Genomic DNA, 19,299 nt, shown 5'->3' on the forward strand with positions numbered 1-19,299 from the left:
AACATCTTTTCATATTCCTATTTGTTATCCTAGGCTTTTCGATGCATTCTTTTGCTCAGGAAGACCCAATAACACCCCTCCCCATCAAGGCGATACAGGATAGTATAGTGGCCCCATTGCTCCCGGCCAACATTTTAAATGACTCTATTCCCCTGGATTCGGTGCAGTCCGATACCGTGCCGAAAAAGGAAGCTGCTCTTCTAGACCAAATCAAATACAAGGCTAAAGATTACGTCAAGTTGAGTCAATCGGAAAACAAGATTTACCTCTATGATGAAGCCGAAATCTATTATCAGGACACAGAACTAAAAGCCGGAATAATTGTCTTGGATTATATTGCCAATGAGGTGTACGCAGGACGTATTAAAGATTCGACCGGCACCTATTCCCAATTTCCTTATTTTAAACAGGGGGGCAATGAAGTACGACCAGATTCCATAAGATTTAATTTTGATACGCAAAAGGCGCTCATTTGGAATTCAAGAACGGAACAACAAGCAGGATTGGGTCAATTGGGGAGTGATGCCATGAAAGTTTATGCCGAGATTACAAAGAAGGAAAATGATTCTGTTTATTTCTTAAGTGAAGGGAAGTTAACTACTTCAAAGGATACGGTTAATCCTGATTATTACATTCGTATAAGAAAAGCGAAATTTGTCCCCAAGAAGAAAATAATAGCGGGCTTCAGTAATATGTATATTGCTGATGTACCTACACCAATTGCGCTACCATTTGCGTATTTTCCGCTTACCACGGGGAGAACGGCAGGGCTAATTTTTCCCACCTTTGGAAACGACCCCCAAAGAGGGTATTTTATTCAAAATGGTGGCTATTATTTTCCTTTCAATGATTATGTTGACCTAAGCCTAACAGGGGATTACTATACCAATGGTAGTTTTGGCTTTAGGGGGCAATCCATTTATACGAAACGCTACAAGTTTAGGGGAAATATCAACTTTAGCTTTGAAAACCTAATCCAAAGTCAAAGAGGTTTTGATGATTTCAGTAGGTCCAGCAACTATAATATACGCATTCAGCATAGCCAAGACCCTAAGGCCAGTCCGAATTCTCGATTTTCGGCTTCGGTGAACTTAGGGAGTAGTCAGTTTTTCACCAATTCCTTAAACCAAATCAATAGAAATGATGTGCAGACCAACACCTTTGCCTCTTCCATCAGTTATTCAAAGACGTTTCCTGCTTATCCTTCGGTGAATACCAGCATAACCTTAAGCCATACTCAGAACTCTAGAACTGAGCAAATCGTAATGTCTTTACCAACTTTCCAAGCCAGTATGGAACGTATTTTTCCTTTTGCCAAAAGGGATGGGATTAAAAAAGGACTCATTCAGAATGTCAATTTTCAGTATGACGTAAATGCACAAAATACCATAACCACGGACGAACAGAACTTTTCTTTTGATGACGCTCGGATTGGTGCCAGACACAGAATTCCCCTTGCTACAAATTTTAAAGTGGCCAAATATTTGAGTGTTACGCTTAATGGAAATTACGAGGACGTCTGGACCCTAGAGACCATAAACAGGAGGTTTGATGAGGACCTACAGGAAACGGTTACTGACACTATTGCCGGATTCGACCGTTTCAATCGATATAACTTTGGAGCGTCCGTAGGAACAACAGTGTACGGGACATTTAATTTTGGGGAGGATAAAAAAATACAGGCAATACGCCATGTAATGCGCCCCTCCATTAGCTATAACTATGCCCCTTCATTCGAGCAATTTTTCGACACTTTTGTTGATGGAAATGGAGAAGAGGTTCAGTTTACTCCTTTTGAAACCAGCCTATATGGAAGACCCTCTTTGAATCGTAGCAACTCCATGAGTTTTTCGTTACAAAACACGTTGGAAGCCAAGGTCAGGGATAAAGATTCTACAGCTACGGAACCTAGAAAGGTAAGCATCTTGAGCAATCTAACCTTTACAACCAGCTATAATTTTGAAGCGGATTCCCTTAGATTGAGCCCCATCAATATGAATGGTGCCACAGAAATCATAAAAAATGTCCCAATAAATTTTGCCGCTACTTTTGATCCATTTGCCATAGACAATAATGGAAGACGTATCAATACACTGAACATTAACAATGGTGGCGGACTGTTTCGACTCACCTCAGCAAGAATCAATACGGGATTCTCATTAAACAGTGATATGTTTAAAAAGGGAGGAGCTAAAAAAAGTGAGGAAGATTCGGACCAAGAACAAGATCCTGGTTACGGAGACAATCCATTTGCTTTAAATGACAGAGCACGAACCGGGGAAACTTTTTTTCAGCGAGAAGAGGATGATCAGGGAAATGTAGAAAATCCCACGTATTCCAATAAACTGCCATGGGACGCTCGTTTTACCTATGTAGCTACTTACAACAATAACAACAGGCAAAGAGAGTTGACCAACCACTCCCTAATGTTTTCAGGAAACATTAAACTTACTCCTAAATGGGAGGTGGGATTTAACTCTGGATATGATATTAGAAACAAGGGGTTTACAGATACCCGATTTATTTTTAACAGGGACTTGGATAGCTTCCGTATTAGTTTTGATTGGACGCCTTTTGGGCAATTTGAGCGTTGGTATTTCTTTATCGGCATTAAGAGCTCCATCCTTAGTGACCTGAAATGGGAAAATAGGAGCCAACCTTTCAGAAGATAGCGTTATCTTTAAATTCAATTCACATTTTCATACTATGAAAACCATTATCAATACACCTAAAGCCCCTGCTCCTATTGGGCCTTACAACCAAGCCGTGTTAATAAAAGATACCCTTTTTATTTCAGGACAAATCCCAATTAACCCTGCTACTGGTAATTTGGTTGAAGGAGACATTAAAGCTGAGACCAAGCAATCCATGGAAAATTTAAAAGCCATTTTAGTAGAGGCCGGAATGACTTTTGAGCATGTAGTAAAAACTTCAATTTTTATTAAGGATATGCATCAATTTTCTGAAATCAATGAAGCTTATGGTGCTTATTTTGATGCTGAAACCGCTCCAGCCAGGGAGACTGTGGAGGTTGCTAATCTACCAGCTTTTGTAAATGTGGAGATATCTATGATTGCTATTAAATAGTCTCTTTGTGAAATTCCATTAGACCTTCAATAGGTCTTCTACGGATAACACCCAAGATTAAATCGTTTCGCTCTAAAACAGTAGCTAATTCATCTCTGAGGAAATGGGCTATGCTTCCTACAAAATGGATAGGCACTTTAGTGGCCAATTCAAATTGCATGATGTAGTTGTTGACAAATTGCTGAAAGCCCTTGTCAATTACCCCTTTGCAGTACGGGTGTTCTTTATTCTCGATTATAAAGCGAGCAAAAGTGGCTAGATATGTATTTGGATTTGGTTGTTTATATAGATGATCTTTTATTACATCTGCATCCAGGTTATAATCTTTGGCAAAACGGATTCCCAAATCCTGAGGCATCTTATGAAAGTAATAATCCCTTAAAAGCTTGCGCCCAAAAAAGTTCCCGCTTCCGTCGTCCATAAGAATGTAGCCCAAAGAGGTTACTTTTTGAAACAATTGATGACCATCATAATAACTGCAATTGGAACCCGTCCCTAAAATACAGACTATACCTTGATGTCCAATTTTGGTTGTCGAATAGATTGCAGCATAAGTATCCTCCCTAACTTCCGCTTTGGCATTGGGAAAGAAATCCTTGAAAATATCCTTCAGGAAATTCTTCATACGGTCGGTACCGCATCCAGCCCCATAAAAGTACAAGTGGCTTACTTGTTCCCTATTTTGGGACAAATCAAAATTGTTGGCCAGTCTGTCTTCGATTACCTCTCTTGAGAGGACCTCCGGACTCAATCCCAAGGTCTGGGTCAAAAAAAGTTCTTCTCCTTTTTCGTCAAGAGCAATCCAGTCGGATTTGGTAGCCCCACTGTCAACAATTAAAATCATAAGTTGGTTTTTAGGTTGAAACTATGAGGGTGCCAATTAACACCAGCACCCTCAAGTAATTTTATGTAAGATACTAAATTATAACTGGGCTACATGCTCAGCCAAATCTACCAGTTTATTGGAATAACCTGCTTCATTGTCATACCAAGAAACCACCTTGAAAAACTTTGAATTCAACTCGATACCTGCCCCAGCATCAAAAATGCTAGTTCTAGCATCTCCGACAAAATCCTGAGATACGACTGGTTCTTCAGTATAACCCAAAATACCGTTCAATTCGTTTTCCGAAGCTGCTTTGAAAACCTTCTTGATCTCATCATAAGAAGTCTCCTTTTCCAACTTAACAGTAAGGTCTACTACTGAAACATCGGATGTAGGTACCCTAAACGCCATACCTGTCAATTTACCTTCAAGGGCAGGAATAACCTTGGTTACGGCTTTTGCTGCTCCAGTTGATGCAGGAATGATGTTCAGAAGAGCACCACGACCACCACGATAGTCTTTTTTAGATGGGCCGTCCACAGTCATTTGAGTAGCAGTGGTAGCGTGCACCGTGGTCATCAAACCTTCCTCTATACCAAAGGTATCATCCAACACTTTAGCCAATGGAGCCAAACAGTTTGTAGTACAAGAAGCGTTGGAAACAATGGTATCCGATGCTTTCACCTCATTGTGATTAACACCCATTACAAACATAGGTGCATCTTTGGATGGTGCGGAGATGACCACTTTCTTGGCACCACCATCAATGTGGTATTGTGCTGTTTCCAGTGTAGTGAAAATACCGGTGCATTCTGCAACGATATCAGCACCTACCTCATCCCATTTCAAATTTTTAGGATCCCTTTCGGCAGTTACTCGAACGGTTTTTCCGTTTACCACCAGGTGGCCATCCTTTACTTCAACTGTTCCATCAAATCTTCCGTGTACAGAATCATATTCCAACAAATATGCAAGGTGCTCTACATCCAACAAATCGTTGATGGCAACAACATCAACATTATCTCTTTTAACAGTAGCTCTGAATACCAACCTACCTATTCTACCGAATCCGTTGATTCCTATTTTTAAATTCGCCATTTCTTCGTGTTTAGTTTTTAATTATGTAGTCATTATGTCTGAAACTCGTATAAGTTCTTCGTCAATTTCTGTGTGAGCCTTAATAGCCTCACTTATCGGGGTGAGTATAAGTTTAGTGTCCCGAATTCCAACCATATAATTGGATTTTCCTTCTAGCAAGCTCTCAACTGCCTTAACACCCATCCTACTGGCCAAGACCCTGTCAAAACAAGTAGGGTTTCCTCCGCGTTGCATATGTCCCAGTACGGACACCCGAACATCATAAATAGGAAGGTGCTCTTCGACATATTCCTTGAGTTCAAAAACGTTCTTACCCGTTTTATCACCTTCAGCAACAATAACAATACTCGAGGATTTTCCAGATTTCTTACTACGTTTCAAGGATTCCAATAATCTCTCAAGTCCCAAATTCTGTTCAGGGATAAGAATTTCTTCCGCTCCTGCCCCTACCCCAGCATTTAGTGCAATATGACCTACATCCCTACCCATCACTTCAACGAAAAAAAGACGGTTGTGTGAGCTAGCTGTATCTCTAATCTTGTCAATTGCCCCAACAACGGTATTTATGGCCGTATCAAATCCTATGGTATAGCTAGACCCTAAAATGTCATTATCTATTGTACCAGGAATACCTATCACTGGAAAATTAAATTCCTCATTCAAAGCCAAAGCACCGGCAAAGCTTCCATTACCGCCAATAACCACCAAAGCATCAATGCCTTCAGCTAATAATTGCTCATGTGCTTTTTTACGGCCGTCCGGAGTCCGGAAATCATCACAACGAGCGGATTTAAGTATAGTTCCACCTTTATTAATGATGTTATTTACACTACGGGCATCCATTGGTTTAAAGTCCCCCTCAATCATCCCTTGATACCCTCTATAGATACCTACACACTCTAACTTAAGGTATGCGCAAGTTCGTACTACAGAGCGTATAGCGGCGTTCATTCCAGGTGAATCTCCCCCGGATGTAAACACGCCTATTTTTTTAATTTCTGAAGCCATTGAACACTTTAAGTTGGCAAAACTAGGAAACTTTATTTAATTAACGAATGAGATATTAAGTAATTTATAATCAACGTTTTTCGCAAACGTTTTCGTAAAATTAAGGACAAAAAGATGCAAAAAAATCACTCCAAATTGGGTGAGCGTTTAGCCGTGCTATTTTTTGGTTTGAATCGTATGAGACTATCCTTTCCCATGATTTCTGTGGATTGGATTGGCGCCGATTTTTCTTCTGCTTTCGCTTTCTTTTTAAAAACCTTTTGCATCAAGTCTTTGAAGCTATTGAAATCCACTTGATATGAAAGCCCCAAACCTTGTGTATACCCTTGTCGTTCTGCAAAAAACTGCTGGATTTGATTTTCGCGGTTAAAAATCTTCGCACTGAGTGTACCTTCCTCATTCAGTAAAACCTGTACCTCAACATCCCCAGCAACCACAGTTTCCGATACTCCTCCGACCGGAACCCCCAAGCGTCCGTTCACAAGGACTCTATCAGATATCTTTGTTGACACCGTAACCCCTATTCGATTCTCGGTTTGAATATCCGCTTCTGGGTTTAACAGCCCTTGTTCATAGGATACTCCAAAATTCAGTTTGTCGTTATCGCCTGCAAGTATCTGATTCAGCAAGCCCGATGCGGTTTGGATAGCATTTCCAATAGCTATCTGTCCGCCATCAAAATTTGCATTCTGTTGATTCCAGAAAGTACCTTGGGCCATTAAAGAGAATGCATTCCTCTCTTTTACAGTCGGGTCTTGAAGTCTGTATTCCAATTCAGATTGAACCACTGAATTTGTTCCTGGAAAATCAATATCGAAACCGATGTTTGGATTTTCCAATTCTCCGCTAAGGCGTACTACCACTTCTGTAGGGATTCTTCCTCTGAAATTGTTACCATCCAGCAGTGGTGCGGGATTTGCATTAATGGCATAAACTGCCTCCAAATTCAGTTGGGCGGCCAAAGGATCTCTTTCCCAAAGTATAGTACCACCGGGGCGTACCTGAAATGTTTTGTCAATAATTCCTCCATACCTAAAGTTGTATTCCCCCGTAACCGCTACAAATTCCCCATACATGTTGAACTTCCCGTTGGTATTAATTTCTATCAGCAGAATTCCTTCACCGGTTCCTTTGAGGGAACTCCCTGTATTTTGATCCACAACAATTTCAACTTCAGCATCTGGTGTAACGGCCAAATCAAAAGCCATTTCCAGACCTTCATAATCTTTCAGTATACGTTCATCCTTAAAAGTTTCTGTACCCTTCTTTTCAATGAAATTGATGAAGGAATAATCACCAACGGAGGTTACATCGCTCAAAGGTATTTTTAGGGATGTACCTGGTCCTGTGGTAGCATCCACTGAAATGGTAAGCCCTTCCGTAGGACCATAAATACTTCCTGTACCATTGATAAAACCAGTACCGTAATACAGAGCTTCTTCATTAAATTCGGTATTGAGTATCATAAACCGATCGTTCCTGGTATCCACATCCAAGTCTAGAGACCAGTCTCCAAAAGCCGTATGGTTAATCGTACCATCCAAGGTTGCTGTGGTACCCTCCGCCACATCGGAAAGACCAATGTTTTCAAAATAGAAGGTTTGATCAAAAAGACGGACCCGAGAGAATGGTGCAAAATCGTAATCCACATTTAGATAAGGTATACCCAAGCCTGCTTCATTAAGAGTCAAGTTCCCATTGATTGAGGGATTTTCTGCCTTGCCAATTACCTTTACGTTACCACTGATTTTCCCCCGAATATTAGAAATGACATCCTCCCCCAAAGGACTGAACGGTTCCATCTCAAAATCGGTAAAGTTGGCCGTAAGATCGAGTCTTGTATCCTGATTTTTATTGGTAACCTTCCCGTTAATGGACATTTTCTCCCTTCCATTATCATCCAACCAGGTACTGATGCCAAATTGAGTTAGATCATTGTTCCCAAAAATTCCAATCTCCAAATCACCCAATCTTGAATCATTTACAGTTAAGTTTTCAATGTTTAGACTGGAAGTTGGTAAGTACTTCCCCTCTTTTTGAAGAATGTTTAAAAAGCCATTTATAGTTCCATCCATCTTTAGACTATCCACTTCCGGGATAATTTTATTTAACGAAACTATTTTGAATTGCAGGTCCAAATCTTTGTAGGTTGAGTCAGCCAACTCTCCACGCAATCTAATCTGCTCTTCGTTTTCATTGTCCATCACTAAATCCTCTATCCAAATACTGTCCAGGGTTCTATTAAGAATTACCTTGTTTTTGGCATTGCCCTCTCGGTTCAATACCCAAGTGTTTCCCTTAAAGTTCATTTCTGACTTTTTGAGTCCAATTACAGACTTGTTCTCTTGATTGAAGGTGTGGTAAAAGTTTAAATTGTAGCTATCGTCCAAACCACGGCCACCTTTAAACTCTGTTCTAAAAAACAAAGTGTCTTTCAGGGTTGTATTGATAAGGTTGAAATCTTTTACATCATAGTACAAAGTAGCCATGTCCTCTACCGATAAATACGTATTGAACAAGGTGTTTTTGTTATCTATCTTTAATTCCAGGTTGTCAAACTCATTTCCGTAGGCCTTAATATTTGGTGATTTAAAGGTGAGTTTAAAATCTCCTTCATCCGCAACAATATCTCCCCTAATAAATGTATTTGCATCAAACGAAACCTCAGGAAAGAAAACATCAACTATTTTATTGTAAATTTTAAAATTGAAGCTCAGTTCCTGACCTTCTGAAATCTCGAAAGGTCGATAGTTGGTGTAGATGCTTCCAACGGAGTTTTGAACTAACTTCCCAATTTCCTCTACCTTAAATTTTCCCTTTACATAACCTGTTATGATATCAGGAGAGTTGATTTCTACAGTTCTGACTGTATCTGCATCAAAAGAGGATGAAACTGAAAAATCCTCGAAATAATAAGTATCGTTTTTGTTTTGATAGGTTGTGTTCGAGAAGCGTATTTGTCCTACAATATTGTCCAACGTATTGCCCTCTATATCCATATTGAGGTTTCCTTTGAAAATGGATACGCTATCGTTAATGAAATTCAAGCGCTTCAAGTCAGCATGATCCACAGATGCAACAAAGTTGAATTTATTGACACCATCTCCAAAATCAGCCAATCCCTTAAAGTCGAATTTAAAATTATCATCACTACTCAATAATGAACCGTCAAAAAGTTCCTCCTTTAATATTCCAGATACTTTTAGACCATTGTATTCATAACCGTTGAATTCCAATTTGTAGACCTCTCCTATTACCTCGGTGTTCAAATATTCGGCAATGAATCCTTTTCCCTCAACATTGACATCCATGGTTGCCAGACCCAGTTGTTTGTTCTCTATAAATGTTCCCAAATCAAAATCAATAAGGGAGATAAATCCAATGTATGAGGCATCATCAATAGTTTGGATGTTGGTCATTTGCAAATCCGTATAACTGCTACCAATGGCCGTATTCAGATTTACTTTTACATCCAACGAGGTCTCGGTAATCTCAGCGCTTCCTCGAACGGTAAACTGTCTAAGCTTTTGAAATGAAGAAGGAATACTTTTGCCCAAAATGTCAGGTAACAACGACCTAAGTTGGTAATAACTGGATGTTAGGTTCTCGATATCCCCTCTTAAAACAAAAGGGGCAGTACTACTGAAAAGATTTTGGAACGCAAAATCCCCTCGTATTCCGGTATTCTCAGACCTCAAAAACAAATCTTCTACCTTTAAATCATTCAAGAAACCACTTATCTTGGACGAAAACGACACTACCTTGTTACTACCGAACTCATTATAAAATGTATTGATTTCATTTAATGCCACCGTAGATTCGTTAAATTCGGCTTTAACGTTCACTTTGTCCAAGAATTCAGAAAAATCCTCTCTGTTATAATCAAACACCAAGTTCCCAATAAGTTCAGATTGTGCTGTTTTGATTTGCAAAGAATCAAACCTCATCTGCTGCTTGGTATATTTGAATTCAGTGGACAATTGCTCTAAGCGGATTCCACGTTTGCTATCCAATGCCAACTCGTTAATTGTAAGCGTCACCTCCGGACCCAGAATTTGAAAATCACTGGCTTTTATCTCCAAATTGGAAAAATTCAAAGTTTCTTCGGCTTCCAAATTTTCATCCACTAATTTGAATTCTCCCTCAGAAATTTGAATCTCGTCCGAAGACATAAAAAATGGTGGTGTTCCGGGTGCCCTTGGTTTTCCATCATCCAATTTTTCGACAAAAATGTCCAAGTTGGTATCATTTTCACCTTCATAGGTTTTCAGGTGAAAAATAACCCCATCCAATTCAATGTCACCAAATTCCATGCTTCCATCGGCCATGTTGCGAAGATTTAGAATAGAGGTAGATAGTTTTTGTATATAGGCCAGGGTATCCTTTTTATGGTCCTCAACGTAAATGCCCTTGAGTCCGGTATTGAGACTGAAAAGGGAAAGACTCAATCTCTCTATGGAAATATTGGTGCCAAACTCCTCATTTAAAGATTTGGTAGCATATTGCCCCAGTCTGGTTTGCACCGCTGGTATGGAAAGTACCAACGACGCCAATACCATTATCAACAGAATGGATAACAGCAATCGAACCAGTATTTTCCTAAATTTTTTGATAGGGCTTTATGTTTTACTTTTGTACGACCAATTTTTGTTCCAAAGCCTGTGACTACCAAAAAAATATATATTCTTGCGATAGAATCGTCATGCGATGATACTTCTGCAGCCGTTTTATGCAATACAAAAGTATTGAGCAATGTCGTGGCTACCCAAGAGATTCATAAACAATATGGTGGAGTGGTACCTGAATTAGCCTCACGTGCACATCAACAAAACATCGTACCTGTGGTCCACCAAGCCTTGGCCAAGGCAAATATCGACAAAAAACAACTTTCGGCCATAGCCTTTACCCGTGGGCCGGGCCTTATGGGTTCTCTTTTGGTAGGGACCTCTTTTGCTAAGTCGCTTGCATTGGCCCTAAATATTCCCTTGATTGAAGTGAACCATATGGAAGCCCATATTCTGGCTCACTTTATTGATGACGAAGAGATGACCGCTCCACCTTTTCCTTTTTTAGGGATGACCATAAGCGGAGGACATACCCAGATTGTAAAAGTGAACCATTACTTTGACATGGAGGTTTTGGGCGAAACTTTGGATGATGCCGTAGGCGAGGCATTTGATAAAAGTGCCAAGTTAATGGGTTTACCCTATCCAGGAGGTCCTTTAGTTGACAAACATGCCCGTAAAGGAAACCCAAGTGCTTTTTCTTTTCCTAAACCCAAGGTTGATGGATTGAACTTCAGCTTTAGTGGTCTTAAGACCAGTATTCTTTATTTTCTTCAAAAGCATACCAAAAACAATCCCAATTTTGTCCAAGAGAATATTGATGATATCTGTGCTTCTGTACAACATACCATCTTGGAAATTCTGATGGAAAAACTGGATAAGGCGGCAAAAGAAACTGGGATAAAACATGTCGCCATTGGTGGAGGAGTTGCTGCCAACTCAGGAATACGACAACGATTACAAGATGCAAGAGAAACCAAAGGTTGGACCACTTATATACCAAAATTTCAATATTGTACAGATAATGCAGGTATGATCGGAATTGTAGGATACTTGAAGTTCATGGAAAATCAATTTACTGACCAAGGTATTGCTGCAAAAGCGAGATATGCCATAGGCAGCTAAATTAACAGAATTTGGATGCAGCTCTTTTACAATCCTACACTAGACCCTTCTACAACTTCCTTTTTTTTCTCACCTGAGGAAAGCAAACATATTAGTAGGGTTTTACGGAAAAAGGAAGGCGATGTACTTCATATTACAGATGGTAGGGGAATTCTTTACGAAGCTGAATTATTGAATACAGATTCCAGAAAATGTAATGCTCAAATCATAAAGATTCAGAATACCAAAACTAAACCCTATTATTTGCACCTGGTGGTTGCTCCCACCAAGATGAATGACCGATTTGAATGGTTTTTGGAAAAGGCTACAGAAATTGGAGTTGATGAAATCACTCCAATTCTATGTGCGAGGTCTGAGCGAAAAAGCTTAAAATTAGAGCGAATGCAACGGGTATTGCAATCGGCAATGAAGCAATCTTTACAGACTTTTTTGCCCAAACTCAATCCACTTTCATCTTTCAATGATTTTTTGGAAAACCAGCCTCTAAACTCTCTTTCTTTTATCGCACACTGCGAGGAAAATGAAAAAAAGGAACTAAAGAATGTCCTAGCCCCTGGGAGGGACACTACCATTTTAATTGGTCCAGAAGGTGACTTTTCTCCAGAGGAAATTGACATGGCCATAAAAAAAGGGTATCACCCCGTAGCAATGGGTAATACCCGTTTACGAACCGAGACCGCAGCTATTGTTGCATGTACTGCTGTGGCCTTGGCCAATATTGAATAACTAAACTTTAATTTTTGTGGCTCCTGTGATATCCAGCACCTCATTCTCAGTTAAGAGCATGAGGGTTGTCCCTTCGTTTTGCCTTACCAAAGACGGAATGGTTATGCTACCTGAACCTCTGGATAACTTCAATTCGTTGTAGCTTTCGGATACAACAATGTTACTATTCTTAAGCGTTCTGTTTCTGTTTTCTCCACGTTTCACGGAAGTGGTTCTTTCATCCAAAACCAAAACAGCTCTTAAGGTTTTATCTGAAATGTCCCCTTCAATTTCATAATCAAACAAAATTGAATTCCCCTTTCGATTTACATTGCTCAATGCAATTTGATTTTGGGCTTTTTGACTTTTGTATTTATCAATTTTGGAATACATTTTACCTGTGCTAGAACCCACAAAATGCTCCTTCCCATTAACAATGGCCTCTGGAGTGTAGTTTCCACGATACCCCAATTTCTGATTGTAATAACTCTGCCGTTTTGTATAGCGTGCATGACTAAAGGGGTCTTCCCATCCTATGTAATTCCAGTAGTCCACGTGATAGGATAATGCAAATACTTCATTTGGGTATTGGTTTTTGACCTTTTCAAGCAAAACATCAGCAGGAGGACAACTGGAGCAACCTTGAGACGTGAACAGTTCTACTACCACAATCGAAGGAAAGGTTTCTGTGGACTTTACTTCGTTTGTATTAATAGACACGGACTTATCTTCTATTTTGGCCGTATAGAAGGCCATAAAAACCATACCAAGAAAGGCGATGGTAGGGATTATGATTTTTTTAGACATGAATACAGTACTTTTGATATACTTTCTTAATCGTGGTTCAATGGCACAACTTACCCGTTTCCTAGCTTTTTTAACTTTTTTTGTGATATACGCGGGTCATTGTCAACAAGTTGGAGTACTAAAATATGGCGGTGGTGGAGATTGGTATTCCAACCCTACGGCGTTGCCCAATCTAATTCAGTTTTGCAATGAGAATATCGATACTAAGTTGGATGCAAAACCTGAGACCATAGAGGTAGGTAGTGTCTCCATTTATCAATTTCCACTGATTCACATGACTGGTCATGGAAATGTTTTCTTTACGAACGAGGAAGCTGAAAACTTGAGAAATTACCTATTATCCGGAGGATTTCTCCACATTGATGACAATTACGGGATGGAACCTTATGTAAGACGTGAGTTAAAAAAAGTATTTCCCAATAGAAATTTGGAAGAAGTAGGTGCTGACCACCCCATCTTTTCCCAAAAGTTCAATTTTGAGAATGGTCTACCCAAAATACATGAGCACGATGGCAAACGACCACAGGCTCTAGGTATCTTTGAAGAAGGAAGATTAATTCTTTTGTTCACCTATGAAAGCGATTTAGGCGACGGTTGGGAGGACCCTGAAGTGCATAATGACCCCGAAGATGTACGATTGAAAGCGTTGCAAATGGGGGCCAATATTGTTGAATATGCCTTTAAAAACTAACCAATGAATGCAAAAACAATTTCGGAAGGAATTCTGAGGGCTGTCGCCATAATTATAGCGATAGTCTTACTTATATACTTCTTTATAAAAATCCAATCGGTTATTGCCTATCTGGCCATTGCCGCGGTCATAGCCCTTTTAGGAAGGCCCATAGTCTTGTTTTTGAGGCGAAAACTCAAATTTCCGAACACATTGGCTGTTGTAACCACTATGATATTGATGGTTGGGCTTTTCTTAGGAATCTTGGCCCTTTTTATTCCACTAATCTCCGAACAAAGTAGAAATCTATCACTCTTGGATTTGGAGGATTTGAAAGCTAATTTAAACACTTTATATTTTCAGATTTTGGAATATTTTGGAGCTACCACCGATGGTGTCACCCATTTAATTGAAGAATCTGGATTAGAAGAAAGTGTTATCAAGGGTTTGGATTTAGGGTTTATCCCCAACTTCCTAAATTCCTTCGTGAACGTTTTAAGCAACTTTAGTATCGGTTTGTTTTCGGTACTCTTCATATCGTTCTTTTTCTTGAAGGATAGTAAATTGCTTCAAAAGGGAATGCTTGTTTTCGTTCCAGACCAAAAAGAAGGAAATTTGGTGGCTTCAATAGACAAGATAAACGGCTTGCTGTCGAGATATTTTGCAGGTATACTTTTACAGCTCCTCATTCTTTTCATCATCTATACCATAACACTATTTATTGTTGGTGTGGAGAATGCGATTGTCATCGCCTTTCTTTGCGCTTTGTTCAATATCATTCCCTATATCGGACCAATCATTGGTGGAGTCATTATGATTACCTTGACAATGACCAGTTTTCTGGGGGCCGATTTCAGCACGGTGATTTTACCTAAAGCCAGTTATGTTTTAATTGGAATTGTTATTGGACAACTGATAGATAATTTCTTTTCGCAACCGTTTATTTTTTCCACCAGCGTTAAATCCCACCCTCTGGAAATCTTTTTGGTAATCATTATAGCAGGGCTCCTTTTTGGTGTTGTTGGAATGGTCGTTGCGGTACCCGGATACACCGCAATTAAGGTCATTTTGAAGGAGTTTTTGACTGGAAATGAGTTTGTGAAAAAGCTAACAAAAAATTTGTAGTCTTTATTTGAATAAGCTCATTTTAAATACTGGTGTGCAGGAATTTATAAAAAATAAATGGAATGCTGACATCGTGTCAGTTCTGTTGCAAAAACCCAGATTTCACGGAATATCACAAAAAGAGTTGGTCCAGCAACTGGAATCCAAAAAAAAGGCTAAGCAAAAGCTTCCCACTTGGTTCAATGCTGATGGGATTTATTATCCTCCAAAACTTCATATTGAACAAACCAGTTCTGAAGTCACCGCGGAGTACAAATCCAACTTGGTGAATGGAAAAACTTTGGTTGACCTAACGGGAGGTTTTGGGGTGGACACCTATTTTTTTTCAAAGAAAATGACCCGGGTGTTTCATTGTGAAACCAACCAAGAATTGAGTGCAATTGCCGCTCATAATTTCAATCAGCTTAAGGTAGAAAATGTTACTTTTATTCCTGAAGACGGTTTTCAATTTTTAAAAAGTTCATCAGCTACTTTTGATTGGATTTTTGTGGACCCATCTCGAAGAGACAAGACAAAAACAAAGGTCTTTCTGCTAAAAGATTGTGAACCCAATGTCCCAGATACCCTACCGGAATTATTTCAATTTTCAAAGAAGATTTTGGTTAAAGTATCTCCATTGTTGGACATCTCCCAAGCTATAAAAGACCTCCAATTGGTAAAAGAAGTTCATGTTGTAGCTGTTCACAATGAGGTGAAAGAACTCCTTTTTATATTAGATAGGGATTTTGATGGTGAAACTTTGTTTCATGCAGTGAATCTTAGTTCTGGAAGAAAAGATTCTTTCGTCTTCAAGCAAACAGAAGAAAAATCACAACCTCCAAATTTGGGCTTACCCACCAAGTACCTCTACGAACCGAATTCTGCTATTTTAAAGATAGGAGCCTTTAAGTCTGTAGGACAGCAGTTCGGATTAAGAAAGTTGCATGAGCATTCGCACCTGTACACCTCGGATAAGCTAATTGAATTTCCAGGAAGGAGATTTACCATAAAATCAAATCTTCCTTATTCAAAGAATACCATGAAATCTTTTAAGAGAACAAAGGCGAATATTACCACAAGAAATTTTCCAACAACAGTTGCCCAACTACGCAAAAAGTATGAAATCTTAGATGGGGGTGATGACTATGTATTTTTCACAAAAACCTTAGATGACGGTAAACGGGTTATCATCTGCGAAAAAATTACGGAACCTACGTGAACATCCTACTCAGATTCTTGCCGACAAACCCATTTGAAATTGGCAATTTTATCCTTGGAACTACCGGACAGGTTATAATGCCACCATTCCGTACGGATGGACCAGAACCCATATTTTTCCATGGTTTCTTTTAATAGCTTTCTGTTTTGAAGGATATTTTCAGGCAAATCCATATTATCATGATAGGCACGTTTTCCGAAGAAATCAAAATCAGTGCCCATGTCCAATTCGTTTCCTTCAAAATCTACTAAGGTTATGTCAACTGCGCCTCCTTTATTATGAATGGAACCTTTAACGGGATTCGCTACATATTGGGGATTGGGTACAATTTTCCACATTTTAAATTGCACAAAGTTGGGTCTGTAACAATCAAAAAACTTGATTTTGTATCCCTTTTCCATGAATTCAGCATTGGCCTTAACCAAGGCTTTAGCCGTTTTTACCCTTGTGTAGCACTCAGCACAGTCATACACTTTGGATTTCAAGAAATTGTTTTCCGTGGCATAGCGTAAGTCGTACTCAAAATCATGGCTAAAGTCCGCAACGCGCACAAAGGTTGTATCTGCTAAACCAGTAAACGTCTTTAGAGGCTTCTTCTCTTTCACTGGCAGTACAGAATCCTTTACTATACTTTCGATACTATCCTTTTCCGGAAGGCTCACGTCAGCTGAAGCACTATTATTTCGTTTGCATGAGGTAATTATCAAAATAAGGCAGAAAACCAGATATTTTTTCATCACTTTCGTTTTTGTTCAGCCAACCAAGTATATAATTCCTCGGTGGTATAGGCTTTAGCCCAAGAGTTATGCCCTACACCCTCATATCTGGTGTATTTTACATTATAGCCCATCGACTTTAATTTCTTGACCATAGTATCAGACTCGGAAACCGGAATTACCTCATCCTTATTACCATGAAAAACCCATATTGGCATATTTTTATCTATCCAATGGGCATAAGGTAATGGGGTCATACCACATACCACCGCCATGGCCGCAAACTTTTTCGGGTATTGCACTGCCATACTCCAGGCAGCACTCCCTCCCCTGCTCAAACCACTTAAATAAATCCGTTTGGGGTCAATCCTGTTATTTTCCAAAACATCATCCAAAAGTTGTATCAATGCTTGAGTGTTCCACCATTTCTTTTTGTGGGGATTTTGTGGAGCCAAAACCAAAAAAGGAAATTGCTTCCCTTCCACCAGCATTTTGGGAGGCCCACTTCCACGTAGATCGCTTAATGTACCGCCGGATTCTCCACCTCCATGCAAAAAAAGCAAGAGACCAAATTCATCCTCTTCGTTTGAATCATATCCCTCAGGATAGTATAAATAGTATTTCAGGTTTTCTTCTGTGAGTGTGTTCAGCTCCCCACGAATCAATCTAGATTGGGATTGACAAGCGTTCAAACCTAAATAGCAGGTGATTAAAACTATTTTTAAAACATGTTTTAATTTGGGCATGCCACAAGTTACAAAAGTTTATCTGCGATTTCCAGCCAGGTATTGGCACGGTCGAAACCTTTGGTATTAACATTATGTGGTGAAGTGAAAAGAATGGTTTTTCCATTAAATCTTTCCAAATTATAGCTTCTGTCATCAATCAATAGGTCTCCTTTTAAAATATGCTTGTAGCCACAAAGAATGCGTCTTTGCCATGGGATAAATGAAAAATGATTGTCCAACCAATCCGATTTCTCCTCGAGTGAATTTGGGAACTGCATGGCCGCAGAGGCTATATATACTTTGTATTTCTCATTGAGTTGTTCAAGCACCTCGCTACTGTTCTCAATAACCGGCAACTCTTTGAAAAATCCCCGGGTATGCGCATGTTGCCTTACGCTTTGTTGATGTTCTTCTGGAACACACTGCCATACTTCCTTTCCATAACACTCTTCACGTGTAAGAGACGCTCCGAATTCTGAATTATATACATCTATATGGGCTTGATAGGTATCTGCAAGGACCTCATCCATATCCACAAATAATGTCATAGCTTATTTTTTTAAAGAACGAAGTAATAAAAAACGTGAATAATGACAAAGAGCCCTGTCAAAAGATAATTATAAAATAACCTCTTTTGAAGGGCCCCGTGTTCTCTACAAGAATTGAAATATGTCTTTTAGAATTTAAGTGACTCTTGGGCATCCCAAAGTCCCCAATAGGCACCAACATCCCCTTCTGCCCCTACTTTCCATGATTCATCAAAAGAAGAAAAGTAGAAAATCTCAATATCGTCTTCTTGAGCCCACTTTTGGGTATTCATGAAGTATTTAAGCATATTGTCCAAAGAAGGATAGGCGCCTTCCAAACTTGAACCTTGACTTGGCCACCCAGTTTCGGATATAATCACTTTTTTACCTTTGGCCGCTCTAAGCGCCCGTTGATACATGTCTTTCATGTACAATAGGGAGTAATCCAAATCGCATCCTTCCCAAAAGGGATAACAGTTCGCCAAAATCACATCGCAGGCATCAGCTATTCTTGGATGGTCGGAAAATTCATAATAGGCGTCCACATATCCCATGGGAACATCTGGTATTGCCTGCTTTACACGCCCCATAAAACCTAACAGTTCATCTTCTGTAAGGTCACCTCGCAATAACACCTCATTCCCAACAGCAGCTATATCCACATAGCCTTCATTCGCCATTTGTATTAAATTGGTTACCTCTTGTTCATTAATTTTTGGGTCATCTCCCAACCAAGCCCCAACCATGGTTTTAATACCATATTCACGGGCAATCTTAGGAATCAATTCATTTCCCTCGGTACATGAAAAGGAACGGACCCAATCTGTATAAGGCCTTATAATTTCCATCCTTCTCCGTATCTGCTCTTCGTTTATTTGCTCTCCAGGTTTTTGCCCTTCTTCATAAGGACTAAAACATAGTCCGTGCATTCCTCCTTCCAAAACTTCTTTGCAAAGCCTTTTTAGTTCGTCGCTCGACTTTCCATTATAGTCGAGAGAGGCCAAAGCCAAATATTTTTCTTTTCTAGATGAAGACATAGTATTCTTTTATAGTGTATTATGGGAATTACTTCAGTTTATAATTCTTTCATTTTATTGAAATCGATACGATTTCC

The 19,299-nt window shown here is 39.5% G+C and carries 16 protein-coding genes; 7 read left to right on the forward strand and 9 right to left on the reverse strand.

Annotation, left to right across the window (positions count from 1 at the left end; genetic code table 11):
• Positions 1-41: 41 nt before the first annotated feature.
• Both CLV81_RS18300 and CLV81_RS18305 read left to right on the forward strand, forming a co-directional pair.
• Positions 42-2,672 carry a putative LPS assembly protein LptD gene (locus CLV81_RS18300; RefSeq protein WP_245912082.1) on the forward strand — a complete coding sequence of 877 codons (2,631 nt, stop codon included), beginning with the start codon at positions 42-44 and terminating at the stop codon, positions 2,670-2,672.
• A gap of 34 nt (positions 2,673-2,706) precedes the next feature.
• Positions 2,707-3,087 carry a RidA family protein gene (locus CLV81_RS18305; RefSeq protein ID WP_106147091.1) on the forward strand — a complete coding sequence of 127 codons (381 nt, stop codon included), beginning with the start codon at positions 2,707-2,709 and terminating at the stop codon, positions 3,085-3,087.
• On the opposite strand, the gene CLV81_RS18310 is transcribed toward CLV81_RS18305, so the two are convergent.
• The 4 genes from CLV81_RS18310 to CLV81_RS18325 form a co-directional block, all read right to left on the reverse strand.
• Positions 3,080-3,931: an N-acetylglucosamine kinase gene (locus CLV81_RS18310; protein ID WP_106147093.1), complete on the reverse strand. Its 852-nt coding sequence runs from the start codon at positions 3,929-3,931 to the stop codon at positions 3,080-3,082. The genes CLV81_RS18305 and CLV81_RS18310 overlap by 8 nt on opposite strands.
• Before the next feature lie 78 nt (positions 3,932-4,009).
• The gene (gene gap / locus CLV81_RS18315; protein ID WP_106147095.1) at positions 4,010-5,011 is read right to left on the reverse strand and encodes a type I glyceraldehyde-3-phosphate dehydrogenase; all 1,002 of its coding nucleotides are present in this window, start codon (positions 5,009-5,011) and stop codon (positions 4,010-4,012) included.
• A gap of 21 nt (positions 5,012-5,032) precedes the next feature.
• Complete coding sequence (pfkA, locus tag CLV81_RS18320) at positions 5,033-6,019, reverse strand: 6-phosphofructokinase (protein ID WP_106147097.1); 987 nt, start codon at positions 6,017-6,019, stop codon at positions 5,033-5,035.
• A 125-nt stretch (positions 6,020-6,144) separates the two neighbouring features.
• On the reverse strand, positions 6,145-10,578 hold the full coding sequence (locus CLV81_RS18325; RefSeq protein ID WP_106147099.1) for a translocation/assembly module TamB domain-containing protein: 4,434 nt from the start codon (positions 10,576-10,578) through the stop codon (positions 6,145-6,147).
• 102 nt (positions 10,579-10,680) lie between these two features.
• Here CLV81_RS18325 and tsaD point away from each other — a divergent pair, with 102 nt between their 5' ends.
• Positions 10,681-11,709: a tRNA (adenosine(37)-N6)-threonylcarbamoyltransferase complex transferase subunit TsaD gene (tsaD, locus tag CLV81_RS18330; protein ID WP_106147101.1), complete on the forward strand. Its 1,029-nt coding sequence runs from the start codon at positions 10,681-10,683 to the stop codon at positions 11,707-11,709.
• 15 nt (positions 11,710-11,724) lie between these two features.
• A complete protein-coding gene (locus CLV81_RS18335) occupies positions 11,725-12,435 on the forward strand; it encodes a 16S rRNA (uracil(1498)-N(3))-methyltransferase (RefSeq protein WP_106147103.1) in 711 nt (236 codons plus the stop codon).
• On the opposite strand, the gene CLV81_RS18340 is transcribed toward CLV81_RS18335, so the two are convergent.
• A complete protein-coding gene (locus CLV81_RS18340; RefSeq protein WP_106147105.1) occupies positions 12,436-13,221 on the reverse strand; it encodes a DUF1223 domain-containing protein in 786 nt (261 codons plus the stop codon).
• A gap of 40 nt (positions 13,222-13,261) precedes the next feature.
• Between CLV81_RS18340 and CLV81_RS18345 the strand changes: the two genes are divergently transcribed.
• The 3 genes from CLV81_RS18345 to CLV81_RS18355 are packed head-to-tail and all read left to right on the forward strand — an operon-like array spanning position 13,262 to position 16,214.
• Positions 13,262-13,912, forward strand: coding sequence for a DUF4159 domain-containing protein (locus CLV81_RS18345; protein WP_106147712.1), 651 nt, complete (start codon positions 13,262-13,264; stop codon positions 13,910-13,912).
• Between the two features lie 3 nt (positions 13,913-13,915).
• A complete protein-coding gene (locus tag CLV81_RS18350; protein WP_106147107.1) occupies positions 13,916-15,016 on the forward strand; it encodes an AI-2E family transporter in 1,101 nt (366 codons plus the stop codon).
• 7 nt (positions 15,017-15,023) lie between these two features.
• Positions 15,024-16,214: a THUMP-like domain-containing protein gene (locus CLV81_RS18355; RefSeq protein ID WP_106147109.1), complete on the forward strand. Its 1,191-nt coding sequence runs from the start codon at positions 15,024-15,026 to the stop codon at positions 16,212-16,214.
• A gap of 5 nt (positions 16,215-16,219) precedes the next feature.
• Here CLV81_RS18355 and CLV81_RS18360 read toward each other — a convergent pair whose 3' ends face one another.
• The 4 genes from CLV81_RS18360 to CLV81_RS18375 all read right to left on the reverse strand — a co-directional run bounded on the left by CLV81_RS18360 (position 16,220) and on the right by CLV81_RS18375 (position 19,222).
• Entirely contained in the window at positions 16,220-16,951 is a 732-nt protein-coding gene (locus CLV81_RS18360) for a M15 family metallopeptidase (protein WP_106147110.1), read from the reverse strand.
• Positions 16,951-17,676, reverse strand: a complete 726-nt coding sequence (locus CLV81_RS18365) for a carboxylesterase family protein (protein WP_106147112.1) — start codon at positions 17,674-17,676, stop codon at positions 16,951-16,953. The genes CLV81_RS18360 and CLV81_RS18365 overlap by 1 nt, the downstream gene beginning before the upstream one ends.
• Before the next feature lie 8 nt (positions 17,677-17,684).
• Positions 17,685-18,206, reverse strand: a complete 522-nt coding sequence (locus CLV81_RS18370) for a 5' nucleotidase, NT5C type (RefSeq protein ID WP_106147114.1) — start codon at positions 18,204-18,206, stop codon at positions 17,685-17,687.
• A gap of 128 nt (positions 18,207-18,334) precedes the next feature.
• A complete protein-coding gene (locus tag CLV81_RS18375) occupies positions 18,335-19,222 on the reverse strand; it encodes a glycoside hydrolase family 17 protein (protein WP_106147116.1) in 888 nt (295 codons plus the stop codon).
• Positions 19,223-19,299 lie beyond the last annotated feature (77 nt).

Origin of the sequence: Flagellimonas meridianipacifica (assembly GCF_003001695.1) — a bacterium.
Lineage (GTDB): Bacteria > Bacteroidota > Bacteroidia > Flavobacteriales > Flavobacteriaceae > Flagellimonas > Flagellimonas meridianipacifica.